Raw genomic sequence first — 18,497 nt, 5'->3', positions numbered from 1 at the left:
GGCGATGCCAGGGACACCGCCCGTGCGTCAGGCTGCGGCTGGCTGGAGGGCTCCAGCCGCCGCGGCCGCCTGCCGCAAGGCGCGGATGTCGTCCGGGCCGGTGCGGCAGCAGCCGCCGATGAGGCGGGCACCGCGGTTGTGCCAGCGCATGGCCTGGGCGGCAAAGTCGTGGGCCTGGCCTTCTCCTTGCCACACCTTGCCCACCGCGTCGTAGTGTTCGCCGGAGTTGGGGTACACCACGATGGGTTTGCTCGTGCGCGCACGGGCACGCTCCACCAGCGAGGGCACGAACTCGGGCGCGGTGCAGTTCAGCCCCACCGCCGCCACCTGGGGCACGCTGTCCAGCGCGGCCACGCAGTCCGCCAGCGCTTCGCCCTGGCTGTTGTGTTCGCCGTCGCGGCACGAGAAGCTGATCCAGGCCTGTACCCCCGGGAACTCGGGCAGCAGGTCGGTGATGGCCAGGGCTTCGGCCAGGCAGGGCAGGGTCTCGCAGGCCAGCAGGTCTGCTCCGGCGTGGGCCAACACCTGCAACCGGGGGCGGTGGAAGGCGGCCAGGGCTTCGCGGGACACACCGTCGTAGCCGCGGTACTCCGAGCCGTCGGCCAGCATGGCGCCGTAGGGCCCCACCGAGGCGGCCACCAGCGGTTTGCGTCGGCCTGTGCGGTGGACCGGGTCTGACCAGAAGGCGTCGCGGGCTTCGCAGGCCAGCTGGACCGAGCGGCGCATCAGGTCCGCCGCCTGTTCGTGGCCGAGGCCACGCCGCGCGAACGCTTCAAAGGTGGCCTGGTAGCTGGCGGTGGTGGCCACGTCGGCCCCCGCGAGAAAGTAGTCCAGATGGACTTGGCGGATCAGGTCGGGCTGCTCGATCAGCAGCTTGGCGGACCACAGCGGGTCCTTGAGGTCGGCGCCGCGCCGTTCCAGTTCGGTGGCCAGTGCGCCGTCGAGCACGAAGAGGCCTTGGTCGGTCAGGGCTTGCTGCAAGGGGTGGGTGTGCATGTTCATGTCTTGGTACGAGTTCAGGGGGAGGCCGGGGGCGGGCGGTCTAGCGTCGGCCGGCGGGGCCGAACCGTCTTTCGATGAGCCGCACCGCCAGCACGATCAGCAGGGTGATGACGCCGTACACCACGCCAGCCATGACCAGGGCATCGGTGGTGTAGGCCGTCGTGGACAGGCGGCGGGCCACGCCGGTGAGGTCCAGCACGGTGATGGTGCTCACCAGAGCGGTGGCTTTGAGCTGGGCGATCACCTCGTTGCCCAGGGCGGGGGTGGCGATGCGCCAGGCCGCCGGCAGCACGATCCGCCGGTTGACCTGGTGGCTGCTCATGCCCAGGGCCAGGGCGGCTTCCTTCTCGCCGACGGGCACCGCCAGGATGCCGGCGCGCAGGTCCTCGGCCATGTAGGCGGCCAGGTTCAGACTCAGTGCCAGCAGACCGCAATAGAACGCCTCCTCCAGCAGCCACCAGGCGGGCGAGTTGCGCACCGCCTCGAACTGGCTGACGCCGTAGTACAGGATGAAGAGCTGCACCAGCAGCGGCGTGCCACGAAACGCGGCGCTGTAGCCGCGCGAGAGCCGGGCCAGCCACGCATGGCCCGAGGTGGCCGCCAGTGCCAGGGGCACCGCCAGCAAGAAGGCCAGCACCACCGACCCTGTCAGCAGTTGCACGGTGGTGACCAGTCCTTCCCAGACCTCCAGGGTGCTGTCGGGGGGCAGGCCCAGCCAGGACTCCAGCGGTTCGAGGCTCATGCGGCCCTCGGTCCGAAGCCCGCACCCGCCCGCCGTTCCAGCCAGTGCTGAACCGGTTGGGACGCGTGGAGAAAGACGAAGTACACCGCCGCGGCCGCCAGCAGGAACACAAAGGGTTGGTGGGTGGCCTGCCCGGCCATGTTGGCTTTCTTGAGCAGGTCTTCCAGCCCGACCACGGACACCAGCGAGGTGTCTTTCAACAGCGACTGCCACAGGTTGCCCAGGCTGGGCAGGGCGATGCGCCAGGCCTGCGGCAGGCGCACGGCAAAGAAGGTCTGCACGGGCCGCAGGCCAAGGGCGTGCGCCGCTTCGATCTGGCCCTTGGGGATGGCCGCGAAACTGCCACGGAACACCTCGGCGGCGTAGGCCGAAAACACGATGGCCAGCGCAAACACACCGGCCGCGAACGGGCTGAGGTCGATGGCACCGTCGAAGTGGGTGTTGATCAGGTTGGACAGCCCGAAGTAGCAGACCAGCACGATCAGAAACTCGGGGATGCCGCGCAGCACGGCGGTCCACAACATCACGGCCCGGCGCAGCCAGGTCTGCCGGCTCAGGCTGCCCGCCGCCAGCAGCAGGCCGAGCAGCATGCCCAGCGCCAGCGAGCACACGGCGAGCTGCACGGTGATCCACGCACCTTGCATCAACTGACCGGCGTACGGCCACAAGTCATCCATGCGTTCACACCCGGAAAAAGAAAAACCAGGCCATCGCAACCGAGGGCCTGGCCTGGACACCCGACCGCTTACTTGGCGGTCGGCGCGATGCTGAAGGGGAACACCTTCTTGTTCTCTGCGGCGAAGCTGCCATCGCTCAGCACCTGCTTGATCGCGCCGTTCAGGCGCGTGCGCAGCGGGTCGCCCTTGCGCACGGCGATGCCGGTGCCTTCACCGAAGATGGCCAGGTCGCTCAGCGGCTTGCCGACCAGCGCGAAGCCTTTGGCCTTGCCGGTCTTCTCCAGCCATTCGTGGGCCACCGTGGTGTCCGTCAGGGCGGCCTGCACCCGTCCGGCTTCGAGGTCCAGCCAGATCGGGTCCTGCGACGGGTACGACTTGGTGGCGATGCCCGACGTGCTCTTGGGCAGGCGCTTCTTGAGGTAGGTTTCGTGGGTCGACCCGCTGTACACGCCCACGGTCTTGCCCTTGAGCGTGGCCGGATCGTCGGAGATGCCCGAGCCCGCCTTGGCCACGTACTGCACCGGCGCCAGCGTGAACAGGTCGGTGAAGTCCACTTCCTTCTTGCGCTCGTCGGTGATCGACATCTGGGCCACCACCGCGTCGATCTTCTTGGCCTTCAGGGCAGGGATCAGCGCGTCGAAGTCGATCGTCACGAACTCGCACCTGGCCTGGATGTGCTTGCACATGGTCTTGGCCAGTTCGATCTCCATGCCCTTGAGCTCACCTTTGGCATCGCGGTATTCGAACGGCGCGTAGTCCGACAGGGTGCCGATGCGGACCACATCCTGTGCGTGTGCGAAACCACTGACCGACACCACGCCAGCGACCAACCAACCCAACAGCGAACGACTCATTCATCAATCTCCAGAAAAAAACACATCGAACACCCGACAGAACAGCGCCGCCAGCGTCCCGGTGTGCCGGGCAAACTGTTTTTTCAGCGCAAAAAGCTTGGGAAGTATCTGTGCCCGCAATGCGGCGTGGCGGCAAAAACGCCGTGCATGGCGCGGCCAGGCGGCGAATCGGATGGTGGTGCCGCGCGGCAGCGGCCTGCAGATGCTGTGCCTAGAATCGCCGCATGGACAGCGACCTGGACGTTTTCGACCGCAAGATTCTGGACCTGGTCCAGAAAGATTGCCAACTCAATGCAGAGGTGATCGCCGAGGCGGTGGGTCTGTCTGCATCGGCCGTCCAGCGCCGCCTGCGGCGCATGCGCCAGGACAAAACCATCAGCGCCGAGGTGGCGGTGGTGGACCCGCAGGCGGTGGGCAACACCATGCATTTCCTGGCGGGGCTGGAGATCAAGGACAACTACGAGGCCCTGCCACGCATTCGCCAGTGGTCCCTGGGTGAGCCGGCGGTGCAGCAGGTCTACTACGTGACGGGCAGCTTCGACATCATGATGGTGGTGGTGGCCAGCGACGTGAAGGCCTACGACGCCTTGTCGGCCCGGCTGATGGCCCACATCCCCCAGGTGGTGCGCATGACCACCCACGTCGTGATCGACACCATGAAACAAAGCCTGTTCGTGCCGGTCTCTTCCTGAGGCAGCGCGTGCACCCTGGCCAATCCGCCTTGCGCAGGGGCGGCCAGGGCGGTCATAGACGGAATACGCATAAGCAAACTACGACTCAGTCGTTTGTGTTTGGAAGCGTGCTGACCAGAATCGCCGCATGTCTTCTCCCACCGTTGTCATCGTTCCCGGCTGGCGCAACTCTGGCTCAGGCCATTGGCAGAGCCTGTGGGCCAACCGACTGCCCAAGGTTCTGCGGGTCGAGCAGGACGACTGGATCAGCCCGCTCCGGCGGCCCTGGGTGCACCAGCTGTCCCGCACCATCGAGCAAGCCCCGGGCGAGGTGGTGATCGCCGCCCACAGCCTCGGCTGCATCGCCACCACCCACCTGCCCGACGCCATCAAGGCGCGCATCCGGGCGGCCCTGCTGGTGGCGCCGGCCGACCCCGAGCGCCGCGGCGTGCTCGCCGACTTCGCGCCCGTGCCCTACCAGCGCCTGCCGTTCCCCAGCATCGTCGTGGCCAGCAGCAACGACCCGTACTGCCCGGTGCGTCTGGCGGGCGCCTACGCCCGTGCCTGGGGCAGCGAGTTCATGCGCCTGAACGACGCCGGCCACATCAATGTGGAGTCCGGTCACGGGGAGTGGCCGCTGGGCCTGGCCTTGCTGCAGGCGCTGGGGGCCGAGATCACGCCAGCCCGGCCGCTGCCGCTGGCGGCCTGAGCTTTATTCGGTATCCGAATAAGAAAACAAGAACAAAGTCGTTTGATTCAGAACGACCTGGTTTCAGAATGCCATGCATTCCCTCTATCGGAGCCCGATTCCCATGAAGAACTCTCTCAAGCTCGCCCTCGGCGCCATCGCGTTCGCCGCCGCCTCCGCCGCCTCTGCCCAGACCACGCTGCTCAACGTCTCCTACGACGTGGCGCGCGAGTTCTACAAGGACCTGAACACCGCCTTCGTGGCGCATGTCAAGAAGACCACCGGCAAGGACATCAAGGTCGACCAGTCGCACGCCGGCTCGAGCGCCCAGGCGCGCGCCGTGGCCGACGGTCTGGACGCCGACGTGGTGACCATGAACACCACCACCGACGTGGACTTCCTGGCCGAGAAGGGCGTGGTCGCCAAGGACTGGCGCCAGAAATTCCCGAACAACGCCGCGCCCACCACGTCCACCATGCTGTTCCTGGTGCGCCAGGGCAACCCCAAGGGCATCAAGGACTGGGACGACCTCATCAAGCCCGGCGTGCAGGTGGTGGTGGTGAACCCCAAGACCGGTGGCAACGGCCGCATGGCCTACCTGGCCGCCTGGGGCCAGGTGCGCGCCAAGGGCGGCACCGACGCGCAAGCCGCCGAGTTCGTGAGCAAGCTCTACAAGAACGTGCCGGTGCTGGCCCGCGGTGGCCGCGACGCCACCGGCATCTTCCTGCAACGCAACATCGGCGACGTGCTGGTGACGTTTGAATCCGAGGTCGTGTCGGTGGACAACGAGTTCGGCAAGGGCAAGGTCGACGCCATCCACCCCAGCGCCTCCATCGTGGCCGAGAACCCGGTGGCCGTGGTCGAGCGCACCGTGGCCAAGAAGGGCACGGCCGCCGACGCCAAGGCCTACCTGGACTTCCTGTACAGCCCGGAAGGCCAGGAGATCGCCGCGAAGCACAACATCCGCCCGCGCAACGAGGCCGTCCTGACGAAGTACGCCAGCGCCTTCAAACCCATCAAGCTGTTCACCGTCGAGCAGTACTTCGGTTCGCTGGGTGAAGCGCAGAAGGTGCATTTCAACGACGGCGGGCAGTTCGACAAGCTCTACACGACGAAATAAGCACACCCCCCTGCGCCGCTGACGCGGCTTCCCCCCGCTCTGGCGCGCCTGCGGCGCTGGGCAGGGGGACGGTGCGAGTGGCCCGGCGGAGCCGGTTCCACCGCAGCCCCTGTTCCAAGACACGTCACTCGTTCCGATTTGGGCTCCTTCCCATGACCACTGCCACGCTGTCCGCCGGGACGGCTCCTTCTTCCGGTCCTCGCCGCAGCGCGCGCGTGCTGCCGGGCTTCAACCTCACGCTCGGGTACACGGTGCTGTACCTGAGCCTGATCGTGCTGATCCCGCTCTCGGCCCTGGTGTTCAAGACCTTCGGCATGACCTGGCCGCAGTTCTGGGAGGCGGTCAGCTCGCCGCGGGTGCTGGCGTCCTACCGCCTGACCTTCGGCGCCTCGTTCATCGCGGCCCTGGTCAACGTGGTGTTCGGTCTGCTGGTGGCCTGGGTGCTGGTGCGTTACCCCTTCCCGGGCAAGAAGATCGTGGACGCGCTGGTGGACTTGCCGTTCGCGCTGCCCACGGCCGTGGCCGGCATTTCGCTCACCGCGCTGCTGGCCGGCAACGGCTGGGTCGGCCAGTACTTCGAGCCGCACGGCATCCAGCTCGCCTTCAACCCCAACGGCGTGGTGATCGCGCTGATCTTCATCGGCCTGCCCTTCGTGGTGCGCACGGTGCAACCGGTGCTGGAAGACGCCGAGAAGGAGCTGGAAGAAGCGGCCACCTGCCTGGGCGCCACACGCTGGCAGACCTTCAGCCGCGTCATCTTCCCCAGCATCGCGCCTGCGCTGCTGACCGGTTTTGCCATGGCCTTCGCCCGTGCCGTGGGTGAGTACGGCTCGGTCATCTTCATCGCCGGCAACATGCCCATGGTCTCGGAGATCACGCCGCTGATCATCATCGGCAAGCTGGAGCAGTACGACTACGCGGGTGCCACCGCGGTGGCCTCCGTGATGCTGGGCATCTCCTTCATCCTGCTGCTCATCATCAACGGCCTGCAGGGCTGGCAGCGCAAGCGTTCGGCAGGTAACTCCCAATGAGCCAAGACCACAAGCCCCCACGCTCCGCGGCTGCGCCGGTCGCTGCCCCCCAAGGGGGTGCCGTTTCCCTTGGGGCGGCCCGGCGGGAAACGAACAACGTCAGAACCGCCCAGCGCGGCACCACCGAGGCGCCCTGGGTGCGCTACACGCTCACCGGCATCGCGCTGGTGTTCATGTTCCTGTTCCTCGTGCTGCCGCTGGCGGCGGTGTTCACCGAGGCCCTGCGCAAGGGCTGGGACGCCTACTGGGAAGCGCTGAAGGAGCCCGACGCCTGGGCGGCGATTCGCCTGACGCTGATCACCGCCGCGGTGGCCGTGCCGCTGAACCTGGTGTTCGGCATTGCGGCCGCCTGGGCGATCGCCAAGTACGAGTTCAAAGGCAAGTCCTTCCTGACCACGCTGATCGACCTGCCGTTCTCCGTCTCGCCCGTGGTGGCCGGCCTGATCTACGTGCTGGTGTTCGGTGCGCAGGGCTGGCTCGGCCCCTGGCTGATGGAGCACGACATCAAGATCGTGTTTGCCGTGCCCGGCATCATCCTGGCCACCATCTTCGTCACCTTCCCCTTCATCGCCCGCGAACTCATCCCGCTGATGCAGGCCCAGGGCAACGACGAAGAACAGGCCGCCATCGTGCTGGGCGCCACCGGCTGGCAGACCTTCTGGCGCGTGACCCTGCCCAACATCAAGTGGGGCCTGATCTACGGCGTCATCCTCTGCAACGCGCGCGCCATGGGCGAGTTCGGGGCGGTCTCGGTGGTCTCGGGCCACATCCGCGGCCAGACCAACACCATGCCGCTGCACATCGAGGTGCTCTACAACGAGTACCAGTCCGTCGCGGCGTTCGCCGTGGCCTCGCTGCTGGCCCTGCTGGCCCTGGTCACGCTGGTGATCAAGAGCGTGGTCGAGTGGCGCCACGAACGCGAGCTGAAAGCGTCTGCCGAGCTGCCGCCCGAGAACCCGAACGCACGGCCCGCGCCGGCCCCCGTGGCCGCCGCCTGAACCGATAGAGGACACCACCATGAGCATCCAGATCCGCGACGTCAACAAGCACTTCGGCAGCTTCCACGCGCTGAAGAACGTGAACCTCGACATCGATTCCGGCGAGCTGCTGGCCCTGCTGGGCCCCTCGGGCTGCGGCAAGACCACGCTGCTGCGCATCATCGCCGGCCTGGAAACGCCAGACACCGGCAGCATCCACTTCAGCGGCGAAGACACCACCGACGTGCACGTGCGCGAGCGCAACGTGGGCTTCGTGTTCCAGCACTACGCGCTGTTCCGCCACATGACCGTGTTCGAGAACGTGGCCTTCGGCCTGCGCGTCAAGCCGCGTGGCGAACGCCCCAGCGAGGCACAGATCCGCCAGAAGGTGACCGATCTGCTCAAGCTCGTGCAGCTGGACTGGATCGCCGACCGCTACCCCTCGCAGCTCTCGGGCGGTCAGCGCCAGCGCATCGCGCTCGCGCGCGCGCTCGCGGTGGAACCCAAGGTGCTCCTGCTCGACGAGCCCTTCGGCGCGCTGGACGCCAAAGTGCGCAAAGAGTTGAGAAGGTGGCTGCGCCGCCTGCACGACGAGCTGCACGTCACCTCCATCTTCGTGACGCACGACCAGGAAGAAGCGCTGGAGGTGGCCGACCGCGTGGTGCTGATGAACCAGGGCGTGGTCGAGCAGGTCGGCTCACCGCAGGACGTGTGGGACCACCCGGCCAGCCCGTTTGTGTATGGCTTCCTGGGCGACGTGAACCTGTTCCATGGCCGCGCGCACGAGGGCCTGCTGCACCTGGACGGCGTCGCCATCCAGACCCCCGAACACGCCAGCGCCCAGAACGCCCAGGCCTTTGCCTACGTGCGCCCGCACGACCTGGACGTGCACCGCTACCAGGCCGGTGGCGAGGTCGATGCCGCGGGACGCCCGCACGGCATCGTGGCCCGGCTGGACCGCGCCATCGTGGTCGGCCCGATCGCCCGGCTGGAACTCATGCCGGTGGACGCGGCACCCCGCGAGGGCCACGACCCGCTGATCGAGGCCCAGATCCCGGCGCAGCAGTTCCGCGAACTCGGCTTCCAGGAAGGTGAGATCCTGGTGGTGTCGCCGCGCAAGGCGCGCGTGTTCCTGCAGCCGGCCTGACCCGGGGCGCGGCCTCAGCCGCGCTGCAGCTCGACCGTGACGTGCACGATCTCCTCGTGCACCGACAGCCACTGGCGCACCGCGTCGGCGGTCAGCGCCGGGTCGTGCGTGACCAGTGTCAGCGCGCAGGCCCAGGCGCCACGCCCCACGCGCCAGACGTGCAGGTCGGTCAGGCGCAGGCCGTGGGCGGCGGCGTGTCCGGCAATCACCTCGCGGATTTCTTCGACCACCGGGTGGTCCATTTCGCGGTCCAGCAGCACCTTGCCGGTCTCGACGACCAGGCCCTTGGCCCACAGCGCCACCAGCACCGCGCCCACCACGCCCATCACCGGGTCCAGCCAGCCCCAGCCCAGCCACCAGCCGCCGGCCAGCGCCAGGATGGCCAGCACCGAAGTGGCGGCATCGGCGATCACGTGCAGGTAGGCGGCGCGCAGGTTGAGGTCTTCGTGGTGGCCGGGACCGTCGTGCTCTTCGTGGTGCTCGTGATGTCCGCCGTGCGCGTGCCCGTGGTCATGCCCATGGTCATGGCCGTGGTGCGCGCCGCCGAGGATGAAGGCGCTGGCCAGGTTCACCACCAGCCCGAGCACGCCGACCGCCATGGCTTCGACGTAGCGGATCGGTTGCGGGTCCAGCAGGCGCTCGACCGAGCCGACCACCATCAGCACCGCCACGCCCAGCAGGAACAGGGCGCTCGAAAACCCCGCCAGCACCTCGATCTTCCAGGTGCCGAAGGCAAAGCGCGGGTCGGCTGCGAGGCGCCGTGCCATCGCATAGGCCAGCGCCGAAAGGCCGATGGCCACCGCGTGCGAACTCATGTGCCAGCCGTCGGCCAGCAGCGCCATGGAGTTGAACCACCAGCCGGCCGTGATCTCGACCACCATGGTCGCCAGCGTCAACCACATCACCAGGCGCGTGCCGCGCTCGGCGGCGGGGTTGCCGCTGTCGAAGGCGTGACCGTGCGAGCAATGGGGCGGGCGGCTGGTGGGCGTGGGCAGGGTGTTCATGGCGCGGACGTGCGGACGGTGCCGCGATTGTCCCGCACGCGCCCCGCGCGACCGCCGGGTCAGACCAGTTGCGCGCTGAGCATCTGCACCTGCTGGCGCAGCTCGGTGTTCTCCGCTTCGAGCTGCGCGATGCGCTGGCGCAGGGCGCTCACTTCGTCGCTGGCTGGGGCCGCTTCAGGGGCAGCCTCGCTGGTGGCATCGGCATTCTCTTCGCGCGGCTTGCGGCGCGACTCGCGCACGCGCTTGGCGGCCTGCTTGAGTTCGTCCTTGCCGGCGGCCGCGGCGGCGCGCTGTTCCTCTTCCGGCAGCGTGGCGACCACGGCGGCGGCGTTGAGCGAAATGTCACCGGCCCGCACGGCCGCCACCACCTCGGGCGCGGCCTGCTTCTGGATCTTCTCGATCATGCCGACCTGCGAAGCGCTGAGGCGCGCGGCGCGCGCGATGTCCTCGCGGCTCTGCAGCGGTTTGGGTTCGAGCACCGCGGCCAGGGCGGCCGCGGGTGCCTCGCCTTCCCAGGGGGCATCGCCCGACGGCGCTTCGGGCACCGGCCCGGCGGTCTGCTCCGCCTCGGCCTTGGCGCGCGAGCGCCGCTCGGCCACGATCTCGCGCTTGCGCAGCGCCAGCACGCCGCGCTGGAAGTCCGAGAGGCTGCGCCGCCCCAGGTGCTGGTCGATCATCCACAGGTGCACGTCTTCCATCGACTGGAAGCGCGGGTTCTGCACGGTCTGGAACGGCAGGCCATGCCTGGTGCAGATGCCGTAGCGGTTGTGCCCGTCGACCAGGATGTCGCCCCAGAGCACCAGCGCGTCGCGGCAACCCTCGGCCAGCAGGCTGCGCTCCAGCGCATCGTGCTCGTCGGGGGTCAGCGGCTCGATGTAGGCCTTGAGTTCTTCCAGGACGACGATGTTCACGGTGCGCGCTCCCTCGGGCAAAAAAGGGCGCGATTGTAGAGGGCGCATCGGCGCCACCGCGGCGCGTTGAAAATGTTGATAAAAGCAATATCATGCGCTCATGTCAACATTGCAGCCCGTCGACGCCGTTCGTGCGTTCAACCGTTTCCACACCCGACTGGTCGGCGCGCTCGACGAGTCGCTGCTCGGTTCGGGCCATTCCCTGCCGCAGGCGCGGGTGTTGTACGAGATTGCCAGCGCGCCGCGCGACCGGCCCCTGTCGGCGCGCGACATCGGCCAGCGGCTGCGGCTGGACACGGGCTATCTGAGCCGGTTGCTGGCGGGACTGGAAAGCGACGGGCTGGTGGCGCGTCAGCCCTCGGACGCCAATGCCCGCCGGCTGGGTCTGCGCCTCACACCCCGGGGGCGTGACGCCTACGCACAGCTCAATGCGGCCTCCGCCCAGGAGATCGAGGCCTTGCTCGCACCCTTGTCGCCGGCCGAGCGCGACGAGCTGGTGGGTGCGATGGCGCGCATCCGACGCCTGCTGGGCGATGTCCCGGAGGGCCGCACCTTCGTCCTGCGCGACCCGGTGCCCGGCGACATGGGCTGGATCGTGCACCGCCAGGCCCGGCTGTACGCCACCGAGTACGGCTGGGATGCGAGCTTTGAGGCCTTGCTGGCCGAGATCGCGGCCCAGTTCGTTCGCGAATTCCGCCCGGACCGCGAACGCTGCTGGGTGGCCGAGAGCGAGGGGGAGATCGTCGGCTCCGCGTTCGTGGTGCGGCAGGACGACCAGACCGCCAAGCTGCGCATGCTCTACGTCGAGCCGGGCGCGCGCGGCATGGGCCTGGGGCGGCGCCTGGTCGACGAGTGCCTGCGGTTTGCCTCTGATCGGGGCTACCAGCGCATGGTGCTGTGGACCAACGACATCCTGGTGTCGGCGCGGCGCATCTACCAGGTGGCCGGGTTCCGGCTGGTGGAGTCCTCACCGCACCACAGCTTTGGCAAGGACCTGGTGAGCGAGGTGTGGGAGCGGGCGCTGTAGCGTGTTCAGAACCCCACGGCCGCGCCATCCCGCCGCGGGTCGCTGGCGGCCACATAGCCTTCGGCACCCGGATCACCCAGCCGCCAGATGAACTGGCCGGCCCCGAAGTCCTGGTAGGGGTCGTCGATCAGGCGGGTCTGGTGGCCCAGGTCCTTCAGGCCCTGCACCACAGACGGGTCCATCGCCGATTCGACGTTGATGTGCAGCCCGGCGTCAAAGCGCCAGCGCGGCGCGTCGCAGGCGGCCTGCAGGCTCTGGCCGTGGTCGAGCAGGCGCACCAGGGTCTGCATGTGGCCCTGGGGCTGCATGTTGGCGCCCATCACGCCGTAGCTCATCACCGGCTGCCCGTCTTTGGTGAGGAAGGCCGGGACGATGGTGTGGAAGGGCCGCTTGCCCGGCGCCACCAGGTTGGCGGTGTTGCGGCCCGGGCCGGTGCCGAGGTTGAAGCCGTGGCCGCGGTTCTGCAGGCTGATGCCGAACGTGGGTTCGACCGCGCCCGAGCCGAAGCCCATGTAGTTGCTCTGGATGAAGCTCACCATCATCCCGTGCTCGTCGGCCGCGGTCAGGTACACCGTGCCGCCCTTGGCCGGGTTGCCGGCGCCGAAGTCCTGCGCTTTGTGCATGTCGATCAGGGCGGCGCGCTGCTTCAGGTAGGCCGGGTCCAGCATCTGCTCGGCGGTCACCTCCATCGCGCCGGGCTCGGCGACGAAGCGGTACACGTCGGCGAAAGCCAGCTTCATGGCCTCGATCTGCAGGTGCTGCGCGGCCACGCTGTCGACCTTCATGGCCGCCAGGTCGAAGTTGGAGAGGATGCCCAGCGCGATCAGCGCCGCGATGCCCTGGCCGTTGGGCGGGATCTCGTGCAGCGTGTGGTCGCGGTAGTCCTGACCGATGGGCGCGACCCACTCGGGCCTGTAGGCCGCGAGGTCGGCCTCGGTCAGGGCGCCTCCCTGCGCGGCGGAGAACCGGGCCAGCGCCTGTGCGATGGGGCCGCGGTAGAAGGCCTCACCCTTGCTCTCGGCAATCGCACGAAGGCCCTTGGCCGCGGCCGGAAAACAGAACAGTTCACCCACCTGCGGCGCGCGGCCCCAGGGCAGGAAGGCCTCGGTGAAGCCGGGCAGCGACTGCAGCTCGGGCGTGGCCGCTGCCCACTTCTGCTGCACCACCACCGGCACCGCGTAACCCCGCTCGGCGAGCTCGATGGCCGGCTGCATCAGGTCGGCGAACGGCAGTTGGCCGAAGCGCTCGCTCAGCGCCACCCAGCCCGCCACCGCGCCGGGCACGGTGACCGAATCGAGCCCGCGCTTGGGCGGTGTGAGCGCGTCGGCGCCGTACTTGGCGTGGAAGTAGCCGGGCGTCCAGGCCTGGGGCGCGGGACCGCTGGCGTTCAAGCCGTGCAGCCGCTGCCCGTCCCAGAGGATGCAGAAGGCGTCCGAGCCCAGGCCGTTGCTCACAGGCTCGGTGATGGTCAGCGCCGCGGCGGCGGCAATCGCCGCGTCCACCGCGTTGCCGCCGGTCAGCAGCATGCGCAGCCCGGCCTGCGCGGCCAGCGGGTGCGAGGTGCTGACGACGTTGCGTGCGAACAGCGGCAGGCGGGTGCTGGGGTAGGGGTTGGGGGCGTGAAGATTCATGGCGGGACTCATTGGGCAGGGACGGCCCACACGCGGTGGCCGCCGATGGCGTGAAAACAGCGTCCCGGCGCAGCCGGCAGGACATGCCCGCCCGTGAACGCACCAAACGCCGGCAGGATGGCCTGTCCCGGTTCGCTCACGAAGCAGGGCAGGCGCAGCGCGTCGCGCGCGGGACCGCTGAGCTGGCAGACCGGGTGCAGGTGGCCGGCGAGCACGAAGTGGGTGGGGTGGGTTTGTGGGTGGTGGCTGCAGGCGAAGGGGCCGAGCAGCCAGGGTTCGTCCACCACCTCGATGCGCGCCTCGGGCGGCGGGTCGCCCGCGCGGTCGTCGTGGTTGCCGCGCACCAGGGTCATCGCCACGCTGCGGTGGCGTTCGCGCCAGTCGTGCAGGGCCTTGAGCACCGGGGGCGTGCGGCCGGTGGCCGCGTGCAGGAAGTCGCCGAGGAACACCAGCCGTTCGGGGCGGTGCACCGCGATGAGCTCGCTCAGCCGCGCGAGGTTGTCGCGCGTGGTGCCGCCGGGCACGGGCTGGCCCAGCGCGCGGTAGCTGGCGGCCTTGCCCAGGTGCAGGTCGGCGATGAACAGCGCCTGGCCCGCCGGCCACCACAGCGCGTGCGCGGGCAGCAGGTGCAGCGCCTCGCCGGCCCAGTGGACGGTGGCGTGCGCCAGCAATCGATCCGGCGCCGGGCCGCCCCAAGCCGGATCAGCCCCCTTGGGGGGCAGCGACCCGCGCAGCGGTGGAGCGTGGGGGCTCATGCGTAATCGTAGGTGCCGCCCTTTTCCAGCGCGACCTTGTAGGCCGGGCGGGCGTGGATCTTCTTGAGCCAGGCCATGGTGGCCGGGCGGGACGGGCCGAGGCCGGCGCGCGAGACGGCGGCTTCGAGCGGGAAGCTCATCATGATGTCGGCCGCGGTCATCTGCCTGCCGGCGAACCAGGGGCGCGAGGCCAGCACCTGCTCCACGTAGTCCAGGTGCACGTCCACCATGGGCTGCACCTTCTTCACCGCGATCCCGCCGATCAGCGGCACCTTGCTCATGGCCAGCATCAGCAGCAGGTTGGGCATGAGCGAGCCTTCGGCGTAGTGCATGAACTGGCGGTACTGCAGCAGGCCCTCGCCCTGGCTGGTGGGGCCGAGCTGGCCGGTCTTGTCGACCAGGTACTCGCAGATGGCGCCGGTCTCTACCAGCTTGAGCTTGCCGTCTTCCAGCACCGGCGACTTGCCCAGCGGGTGCACCTTCTTCAATTCGGGCGGCGCGAGCATGGTCGCCTTGTCGCGCTCGTAGAAGCGGATCTCGTAGGGCAGCTCCAGCTCTTCGAGCATCCACAGCAGGCGCTGCGAGCGGGAGTTGTTCAGGTGGTGGACGATGAGACTCATGCGGCGATTCCTTGAACGGCGTGGAGGCGGGATTGTGGTGCTTTTGGCTGGGGCGCGCAGCCTAAAAGGGGACTACCGTGGCCGGCGTGGACGGTGCGGCCGCCGTTCGCGCTGGTCTTTCGACACGGCCTTGTCGGGTGCGCCCTCGCGCCCAAAGGCCAGTGACGCATTCACGTCTTCGGCGGTGTGTCCGCCGTTGGCGCCGGCCGCCTTTTCCAGCGGCGCCAGCATGCGCGCGATGCGGTCGGCCACGCTCTCGTTGCTCAGCTTCTCGCGCAGGCGCTCGACCATCAGCGGGAAGGCGAACGGGGTCGCGCGCGCCAGTGTCTTGAGCACCAGCGCCTGCCGCGCCATGCGGTGCAGGGCCTCGCGCAGCCGGCCGATCTCCAGCTCCTGTGCCAGCAGCTCGGCCTCGGCCTGTTGCAGCAGGCGGTTGCCCGGGTCGTACTTGCGGAACACCTCCCAGAACAGGCTGCTGGAGGCCTGCAGCTGGCGGCTGCTGCGCCGCTCGCCCGGGTGGCTCTGGAAGATCAGGCCCGAGACGCGCGCGATCTCGCGGAAGCGCCGCTGGGCGAGTTCGCTGGCGTTCAGGCTCTGCAGGATCTCGTGCAGCAAGGCGTCGTCGTCGGTCTGTTCTTTCAACAGATCGGGCAGCAGCGATGGCCAGTCAATGTCCGTCGCGCTCAGCAGCTCGAAGCCGTAGTCGTTGACGGCGATGGAGAAGGTGTTGGGTGCGTGCTGGGCCACGCGCCAGGCCAGCAGATTGGCCAGGCCCAGGTGGGCCTGGCGGCCGGCGAAGGGGTAGAGGAACAAGTGCGTGCCTTCGCGCGAGTGCAAGACCTCGGCCAGCAGGGTGGTGGGTGAGGGCAGGGCGGACCATTGCGCCTGCAGCTCCAGCAGCGGCCGCGCGGCCTGCAGTTCGGGGTCGCCGAAGTCACCGCCCCGCACGCGCGCCAGCTGCGCCACCACCGCGTCGGCCAGCGTGGTCGAGAGCGGCATCTTGCCGCCGTTCCAGCGCGGCACGGCGGGCCGGCGGCCGGTCGCGCGCCTGACCCAGGCCGTCATGTCGTGGATGCGCACCAGCTCCAGCAGCCGGCCCGCGAACAGAAAGCAGTCGCCGGGTTTCAGGCGCGCGGCGAAGCTCTCTTCCACGTTCCCGATCTTGTTGCCGCCGACGTACTGCACCGCCATGCTCGCGTCGCTGACGATGGTGCCGATGTTCATGCGGTGGCGCCGCGCCAGCCGCGCGTCGGGCACGCGCCAGACGCCGTGTTCGTCCGCCACCACGCGGTGGTAGTCCGGGTAGGCCGCGAGCGAGGGACCGCCTTGCGAGACGAAGTCCAGGCACCAGCGCCAGTGCTCGTCGGGCAGTTCGGCGTAGGCCGCGGTGCCGCGGACTTCGGCCAGCAGCGCATCGGGCGTGAAGCCGCCGCCCAGCGCGACGGTGACCAGGTGCTGCACCAGCACGTCCAGCGGCTGGCACGGTGTCTCACGCGCCTCGATCTGTCCGGCCAACACCGCGGCGCGCGCGGCCGCGCCCTCGACCAGTTCGAGGCTGTGTGTGGGCACGATGCTCACGCGCGAGGGCCGACCCGGCGCATGGCCCGAGCGGCCCGCGCGCTGCAGCAGCCGCGCAATGCCCTTGGGCGAACCGATCTGCAGCACGCGCTCGACCGGCAGGAAGTCCACGCCCAGGTCCAGGCTGCTGGTGCAGACCACGGCGCGCAGTTCGCCCGCCTTCAGCCCGGCCTCGACCCACTCGCGCACCGTGCGGTCCAGCGAGCCGTGGTGCAGTGCGATCAGGCCGGCCCACTCCGGCTTGGCGTCCAGCAGCGCCTGGTACCAGATCTCGGCCTGCGAGCGGGTGTTGGTGAAGACCAGGGTGCTGCCGCTGCGCTCGATCTCGCTGACCACCGACGGCAGCATGGCCAGGCCCAGGTGGCCGCCCCAGGGGAAGCGGTCCACGCGCGGCGGCAGCAGGGTATCGACGGTGAGCTGCTTGGGCGTCAGCCCGCGCACGAGGCGGCCGGCCCCTGCGGCCTGCCGGCCGAGCAGGGTGTGCATGGCTTCATCGAGGTTGCCCAGCGTGGCCGACATGCCCCAGACGCGCAGCGCCGGGTTCCAGTGTCGCAATCGTGCGATGGCCAGCTGCGCCTGCACGCCGCGCTTGTTGCCCATCAGCTCGTGCCATTCGTCCACCACCACCAGCGCGGTGCGGCCGAGTTGTTCCGGTGCGTCGGCGCGGGCGATCAGCAGGCTCAGGCTCTCGGGCGTGGTCACCAGCACGGTGGGCAGGCGCTCGGCCTGCCTGGCGCGCTCGCTGCTCGATGTGTCGCCGCTGCGTGCGCCCGCCGTCCACGCGGGTGCCAGGTCGGGCAGTGGTGCTTGCAAGGCCCGCAGCGTGTCGGCCGCGAGCGCGCGCATGGGGGTGAGCCAGACCACCGTGAGCGGCGGTGTGCGCTTGGCGTCCGCGTCGGCCAGCGCCTGCAGCGCGCCGAGCCACACGGCGTAGGTCTTGCCGGCGCCGGTGGTGGCGTGCAGCAGGCCGCTCTCACCACGCGCCATCGCGTCCCAGACCTCGCGCTGGAAGGGGAAGGGCGACCAGCCGCGCGCGGCCATCCAGGCGGCGGCGTCGGGGCGTTGGGGGGCAGGGGCGCGGGCGGGCACGGTGCGGCCATTCTGGCAGCGGGACGGCCGCTGCGCCCGGCCGGGGTCAAGCGCGCGGGCGCGTCACCCAGGCGGCCGACGCCACGATCAACAGGCCGCCGAGCCAGCCCATCCACGTCATCTGCTCGCCCAGCCAGAGCACCGCGATCAGCGCGCCCCACAGCGGCTCGCTGCCCATGAGCAGGGCCACGCGCGAGGGGCTGGTGCGCGCCACCGCGTGGTTCTGCACGAAGAAGGCCAGCACGGTGCACAGCAGCACGAGGAAGGCCATGGCGCCCCAGAAGCCGGCGCCCGTGGGCAGCGGCACCCAGCCCGGGCCGGGCGCCACCGCCATCAGCCCGGCCGTGCCCAGGGTCATCACGCCCATCTGCACCGCGGTGGTGGTCAGCGCCGGCAGGCCGTGGCGCTGGCCGACGCGGCGCGTCAGGCAGACCATGACGCCACGCAGCAAGGCCGCGGCCACCATGAGCGCGTCGCCCCAGGACCAGCCCGCCCCACCGCCGCCGTGCTGGAAGGCCAGCAGGCCCGCGCCCGCCAGCGACAGCGCGGCCGCGGCCAGCACCGTGCCGGTCGGCTTCTGGCCCAGCAACCCCCATTCGCACAGCGGCGTGAAGGCCACGCACAGGCTGATCAGGAAGGCCGCGTTCGACGCGGTGGTGAGCGACACGCCGAAGGTCTCGCACAGGTAGATGGCCAGCAGGTTCGCGCCCAGCAGGCTGGTGCCGGCCAGCGCGGCGCGCCAGCGGGGCACGGCCAGGCCGCGCAGCGCGGGCAGCAGCAGCACGAAGGTCAGGCCGAAGCGCAGGAAGAGGAACTGCAGCACCGGCACCTGATCGGTGGCCACCTTCGCGGCGCTGTAGCTGCCGCCCCAGATGGCGGCCACCAGGAGCAGCAGCCATTCGACGCGGAGGGTGCGGGGGAACGAAGCGGGAAGCGCGAGCGAAGAGGACATGCGGCGATTGTTCGGAGTGCA

General features: G+C 69.5%; 18 protein-coding genes. 7 read left to right on the top strand and 11 right to left on the bottom strand.

The features are described from left to right. Window positions 1-27 precede the first annotated feature (27 nt). The 4 genes from mmuM to RCO38_RS01335 all read right to left on the bottom strand — a co-directional run bounded on the left by mmuM (window position 28) and on the right by RCO38_RS01335 (window position 3,275). Window positions 28-1,002, bottom strand: a complete 975-nt coding sequence (mmuM, locus tag RCO38_RS01350; protein ID WP_308326512.1) for a homocysteine S-methyltransferase — start codon at window positions 1,000-1,002, stop codon at window positions 28-30. Between the two features lie 40 nt (window positions 1,003-1,042). Then, window positions 1,043-1,744 (bottom strand): ABC transporter permease subunit, encoded by a 702-nt coding sequence (locus tag RCO38_RS01345; protein WP_308326511.1) that lies wholly within the window; start codon window positions 1,742-1,744, stop codon window positions 1,043-1,045. Beyond that, window positions 1,741-2,421, bottom strand: coding sequence for an ABC transporter permease (locus tag RCO38_RS01340; RefSeq protein ID WP_308326510.1), 681 nt, complete (start codon window positions 2,419-2,421; stop codon window positions 1,741-1,743). Before RCO38_RS01340 ends, RCO38_RS01345 begins: the two co-directional genes overlap by 4 nt. A gap of 68 nt (window positions 2,422-2,489) precedes the next feature. Then, window positions 2,490-3,275: a transporter substrate-binding domain-containing protein gene (locus RCO38_RS01335; protein WP_308326509.1), complete on the bottom strand. Its 786-nt coding sequence runs from the start codon at window positions 3,273-3,275 to the stop codon at window positions 2,490-2,492. Between the two features lie 224 nt (window positions 3,276-3,499). Between RCO38_RS01335 and RCO38_RS01330 the strand changes: the two genes are divergently transcribed. The 6 genes from RCO38_RS01330 (at window position 3,500) to RCO38_RS01305 (ending at window position 8,909) form a co-directional block, all read left to right on the top strand. Then, on the top strand, window positions 3,500-3,967 hold the full coding sequence (locus tag RCO38_RS01330) for an Lrp/AsnC family transcriptional regulator (protein ID WP_308326508.1): 468 nt from the start codon (window positions 3,500-3,502) through the stop codon (window positions 3,965-3,967). Between the two features lie 127 nt (window positions 3,968-4,094). Further along, window positions 4,095-4,655: an RBBP9/YdeN family alpha/beta hydrolase gene (locus tag RCO38_RS01325; protein ID WP_308326507.1), complete on the top strand. Its 561-nt coding sequence runs from the start codon at window positions 4,095-4,097 to the stop codon at window positions 4,653-4,655. A 103-nt stretch (window positions 4,656-4,758) separates the two neighbouring features. Further along, window positions 4,759-5,754 carry a sulfate ABC transporter substrate-binding protein gene (locus RCO38_RS01320; RefSeq protein ID WP_308326506.1) on the top strand — a complete coding sequence of 332 codons (996 nt, stop codon included), beginning with the start codon at window positions 4,759-4,761 and terminating at the stop codon, window positions 5,752-5,754. Window positions 5,755-5,906: 152 nt separating this feature from the next. Continuing rightward, window positions 5,907-6,785: a sulfate ABC transporter permease subunit CysT gene (gene cysT, locus RCO38_RS01315; RefSeq protein WP_308326505.1), complete on the top strand. Its 879-nt coding sequence runs from the start codon at window positions 5,907-5,909 to the stop codon at window positions 6,783-6,785. Continuing rightward, on the top strand, window positions 6,782-7,783 hold the full coding sequence (gene cysW / locus RCO38_RS01310) for a sulfate ABC transporter permease subunit CysW (protein WP_308326504.1): 1,002 nt from the start codon (window positions 6,782-6,784) through the stop codon (window positions 7,781-7,783). Before cysT ends, cysW begins: the two co-directional genes overlap by 4 nt. Before the next feature lie 19 nt (window positions 7,784-7,802). After that, the gene (locus tag RCO38_RS01305) at window positions 7,803-8,909 is read left to right on the top strand and encodes a sulfate/molybdate ABC transporter ATP-binding protein (RefSeq protein ID WP_308326503.1); all 1,107 of its coding nucleotides are present in this window, start codon (window positions 7,803-7,805) and stop codon (window positions 8,907-8,909) included. A gap of 14 nt (window positions 8,910-8,923) precedes the next feature. Here the strand turns inward: RCO38_RS01305 and dmeF are convergent, their stop codons facing one another. Beyond that, window positions 8,924-9,913: a CDF family Co(II)/Ni(II) efflux transporter DmeF gene (gene dmeF, locus RCO38_RS01300; RefSeq protein WP_308326502.1), complete on the bottom strand. Its 990-nt coding sequence runs from the start codon at window positions 9,911-9,913 to the stop codon at window positions 8,924-8,926. A gap of 59 nt (window positions 9,914-9,972) precedes the next feature. Further along, window positions 9,973-10,824, bottom strand: coding sequence for a plasmid replication/partition related protein (locus tag RCO38_RS01295; protein ID WP_308326501.1), 852 nt, complete (start codon window positions 10,822-10,824; stop codon window positions 9,973-9,975). Window positions 10,825-10,924: 100 nt separating this feature from the next. Between RCO38_RS01295 and RCO38_RS01290 the strand changes: the two genes are divergently transcribed. Further along, complete coding sequence (locus RCO38_RS01290; RefSeq protein ID WP_308326500.1) at window positions 10,925-11,851, top strand: bifunctional helix-turn-helix transcriptional regulator/GNAT family N-acetyltransferase; 927 nt, start codon at window positions 10,925-10,927, stop codon at window positions 11,849-11,851. 5 nt (window positions 11,852-11,856) lie between these two features. Here RCO38_RS01290 and RCO38_RS01285 read toward each other — a convergent pair whose 3' ends face one another. The 5 genes from RCO38_RS01285 to RCO38_RS01265 all read right to left on the bottom strand — a co-directional run bounded on the left by RCO38_RS01285 (window position 11,857) and on the right by RCO38_RS01265 (window position 18,476). Then, window positions 11,857-13,482, bottom strand: a complete 1,626-nt coding sequence (locus tag RCO38_RS01285) for a gamma-glutamyltransferase family protein (RefSeq protein ID WP_308326499.1) — start codon at window positions 13,480-13,482, stop codon at window positions 11,857-11,859. An 8-nt stretch (window positions 13,483-13,490) separates the two neighbouring features. Continuing rightward, window positions 13,491-14,237 carry a ligase-associated DNA damage response endonuclease PdeM gene (pdeM, locus tag RCO38_RS01280; protein ID WP_308326498.1) on the bottom strand — a complete coding sequence of 249 codons (747 nt, stop codon included), beginning with the start codon at window positions 14,235-14,237 and terminating at the stop codon, window positions 13,491-13,493. Then, window positions 14,234-14,857, bottom strand: a complete 624-nt coding sequence (locus tag RCO38_RS01275) for a glutathione S-transferase family protein (protein ID WP_308326497.1) — start codon at window positions 14,855-14,857, stop codon at window positions 14,234-14,236. Before RCO38_RS01275 ends, pdeM begins: the two co-directional genes overlap by 4 nt. A 72-nt stretch (window positions 14,858-14,929) precedes the next feature. After that, entirely contained in the window at window positions 14,930-17,476 is a 2,547-nt protein-coding gene (locus RCO38_RS01270; RefSeq protein WP_308327305.1) for a ligase-associated DNA damage response DEXH box helicase, read from the bottom strand. 94 nt (window positions 17,477-17,570) lie between these two features. Continuing rightward, window positions 17,571-18,476 (bottom strand): DMT family transporter, encoded by a 906-nt coding sequence (locus RCO38_RS01265; RefSeq protein WP_308326496.1) that lies wholly within the window; start codon window positions 18,474-18,476, stop codon window positions 17,571-17,573. Between the last annotated feature and the right edge of the window lie 21 nt (window positions 18,477-18,497).

Source organism: Hydrogenophaga pseudoflava, assembly GCF_031020795.1.
GTDB classification, from domain to species: Bacteria; Pseudomonadota; Gammaproteobacteria; order Burkholderiales; family Burkholderiaceae_C; genus Hydrogenophaga; species Hydrogenophaga pseudoflava_A.
The sequence above is the reverse complement of the archived record's forward strand: the minus strand, read 5'-3'. Positions and strand labels throughout refer to the sequence as shown.

What these genes read in the sequence shown, in the direction of transcription:
- mmuM (WP_308326512.1), bottom strand. Translation starts at nt 1,002, where the DNA reads ATGAACATGCACACCCACCCCTTGCAGCAAGCCCTGACCGACCAAGGC.
- RCO38_RS01345 (WP_308326511.1), bottom strand. Translation starts at nt 1,744, where the DNA reads ATGAGCCTCGAACCGCTGGAGTCCTGGCTGGGCCTGCCCCCCGACAGC.
- RCO38_RS01340 (WP_308326510.1), bottom strand. Translation starts at nt 2,421, where the DNA reads ATGGATGACTTGTGGCCGTACGCCGGTCAGTTGATGCAAGGTGCGTGG.
- RCO38_RS01335 (WP_308326509.1), bottom strand. Translation starts at nt 3,275, where the DNA reads ATGAGTCGTTCGCTGTTGGGTTGGTTGGTCGCTGGCGTGGTGTCGGTC.
- RCO38_RS01330 (WP_308326508.1), top strand. Translation starts at nt 3,500, where the DNA reads ATGGACAGCGACCTGGACGTTTTCGACCGCAAGATTCTGGACCTGGTC.
- RCO38_RS01325 (WP_308326507.1), top strand. Translation starts at nt 4,095, where the DNA reads ATGTCTTCTCCCACCGTTGTCATCGTTCCCGGCTGGCGCAACTCTGGC.
- RCO38_RS01320 (WP_308326506.1), top strand. Translation starts at nt 4,759, where the DNA reads ATGAAGAACTCTCTCAAGCTCGCCCTCGGCGCCATCGCGTTCGCCGCC.
- cysT (WP_308326505.1), top strand. Translation starts at nt 5,907, where the DNA reads ATGACCACTGCCACGCTGTCCGCCGGGACGGCTCCTTCTTCCGGTCCT.
- cysW (WP_308326504.1), top strand. Translation starts at nt 6,782, where the DNA reads ATGAGCCAAGACCACAAGCCCCCACGCTCCGCGGCTGCGCCGGTCGCT.
- RCO38_RS01305 (WP_308326503.1), top strand. Translation starts at nt 7,803, where the DNA reads ATGAGCATCCAGATCCGCGACGTCAACAAGCACTTCGGCAGCTTCCAC.
- dmeF (WP_308326502.1), bottom strand. Translation starts at nt 9,913, where the DNA reads ATGAACACCCTGCCCACGCCCACCAGCCGCCCGCCCCATTGCTCGCAC.
- RCO38_RS01290 (WP_308326500.1), top strand. Translation starts at nt 10,925, where the DNA reads ATGTCAACATTGCAGCCCGTCGACGCCGTTCGTGCGTTCAACCGTTTC.
- RCO38_RS01285 (WP_308326499.1), bottom strand. Translation starts at nt 13,482, where the DNA reads ATGAATCTTCACGCCCCCAACCCCTACCCCAGCACCCGCCTGCCGCTG.
- pdeM (WP_308326498.1), bottom strand. Translation starts at nt 14,237, where the DNA reads ATGAGCCCCCACGCTCCACCGCTGCGCGGGTCGCTGCCCCCCAAGGGG.
- RCO38_RS01275 (WP_308326497.1), bottom strand. Translation starts at nt 14,857, where the DNA reads ATGAGTCTCATCGTCCACCACCTGAACAACTCCCGCTCGCAGCGCCTG.
- RCO38_RS01270 (WP_308327305.1), bottom strand. Translation starts at nt 17,476, where the DNA reads ATGGCCGCGCGCGGCTGGTCGCCCTTCCCCTTCCAGCGCGAGGTCTGG.
- RCO38_RS01265 (WP_308326496.1), bottom strand. Translation starts at nt 18,476, where the DNA reads ATGTCCTCTTCGCTCGCGCTTCCCGCTTCGTTCCCCCGCACCCTCCGC.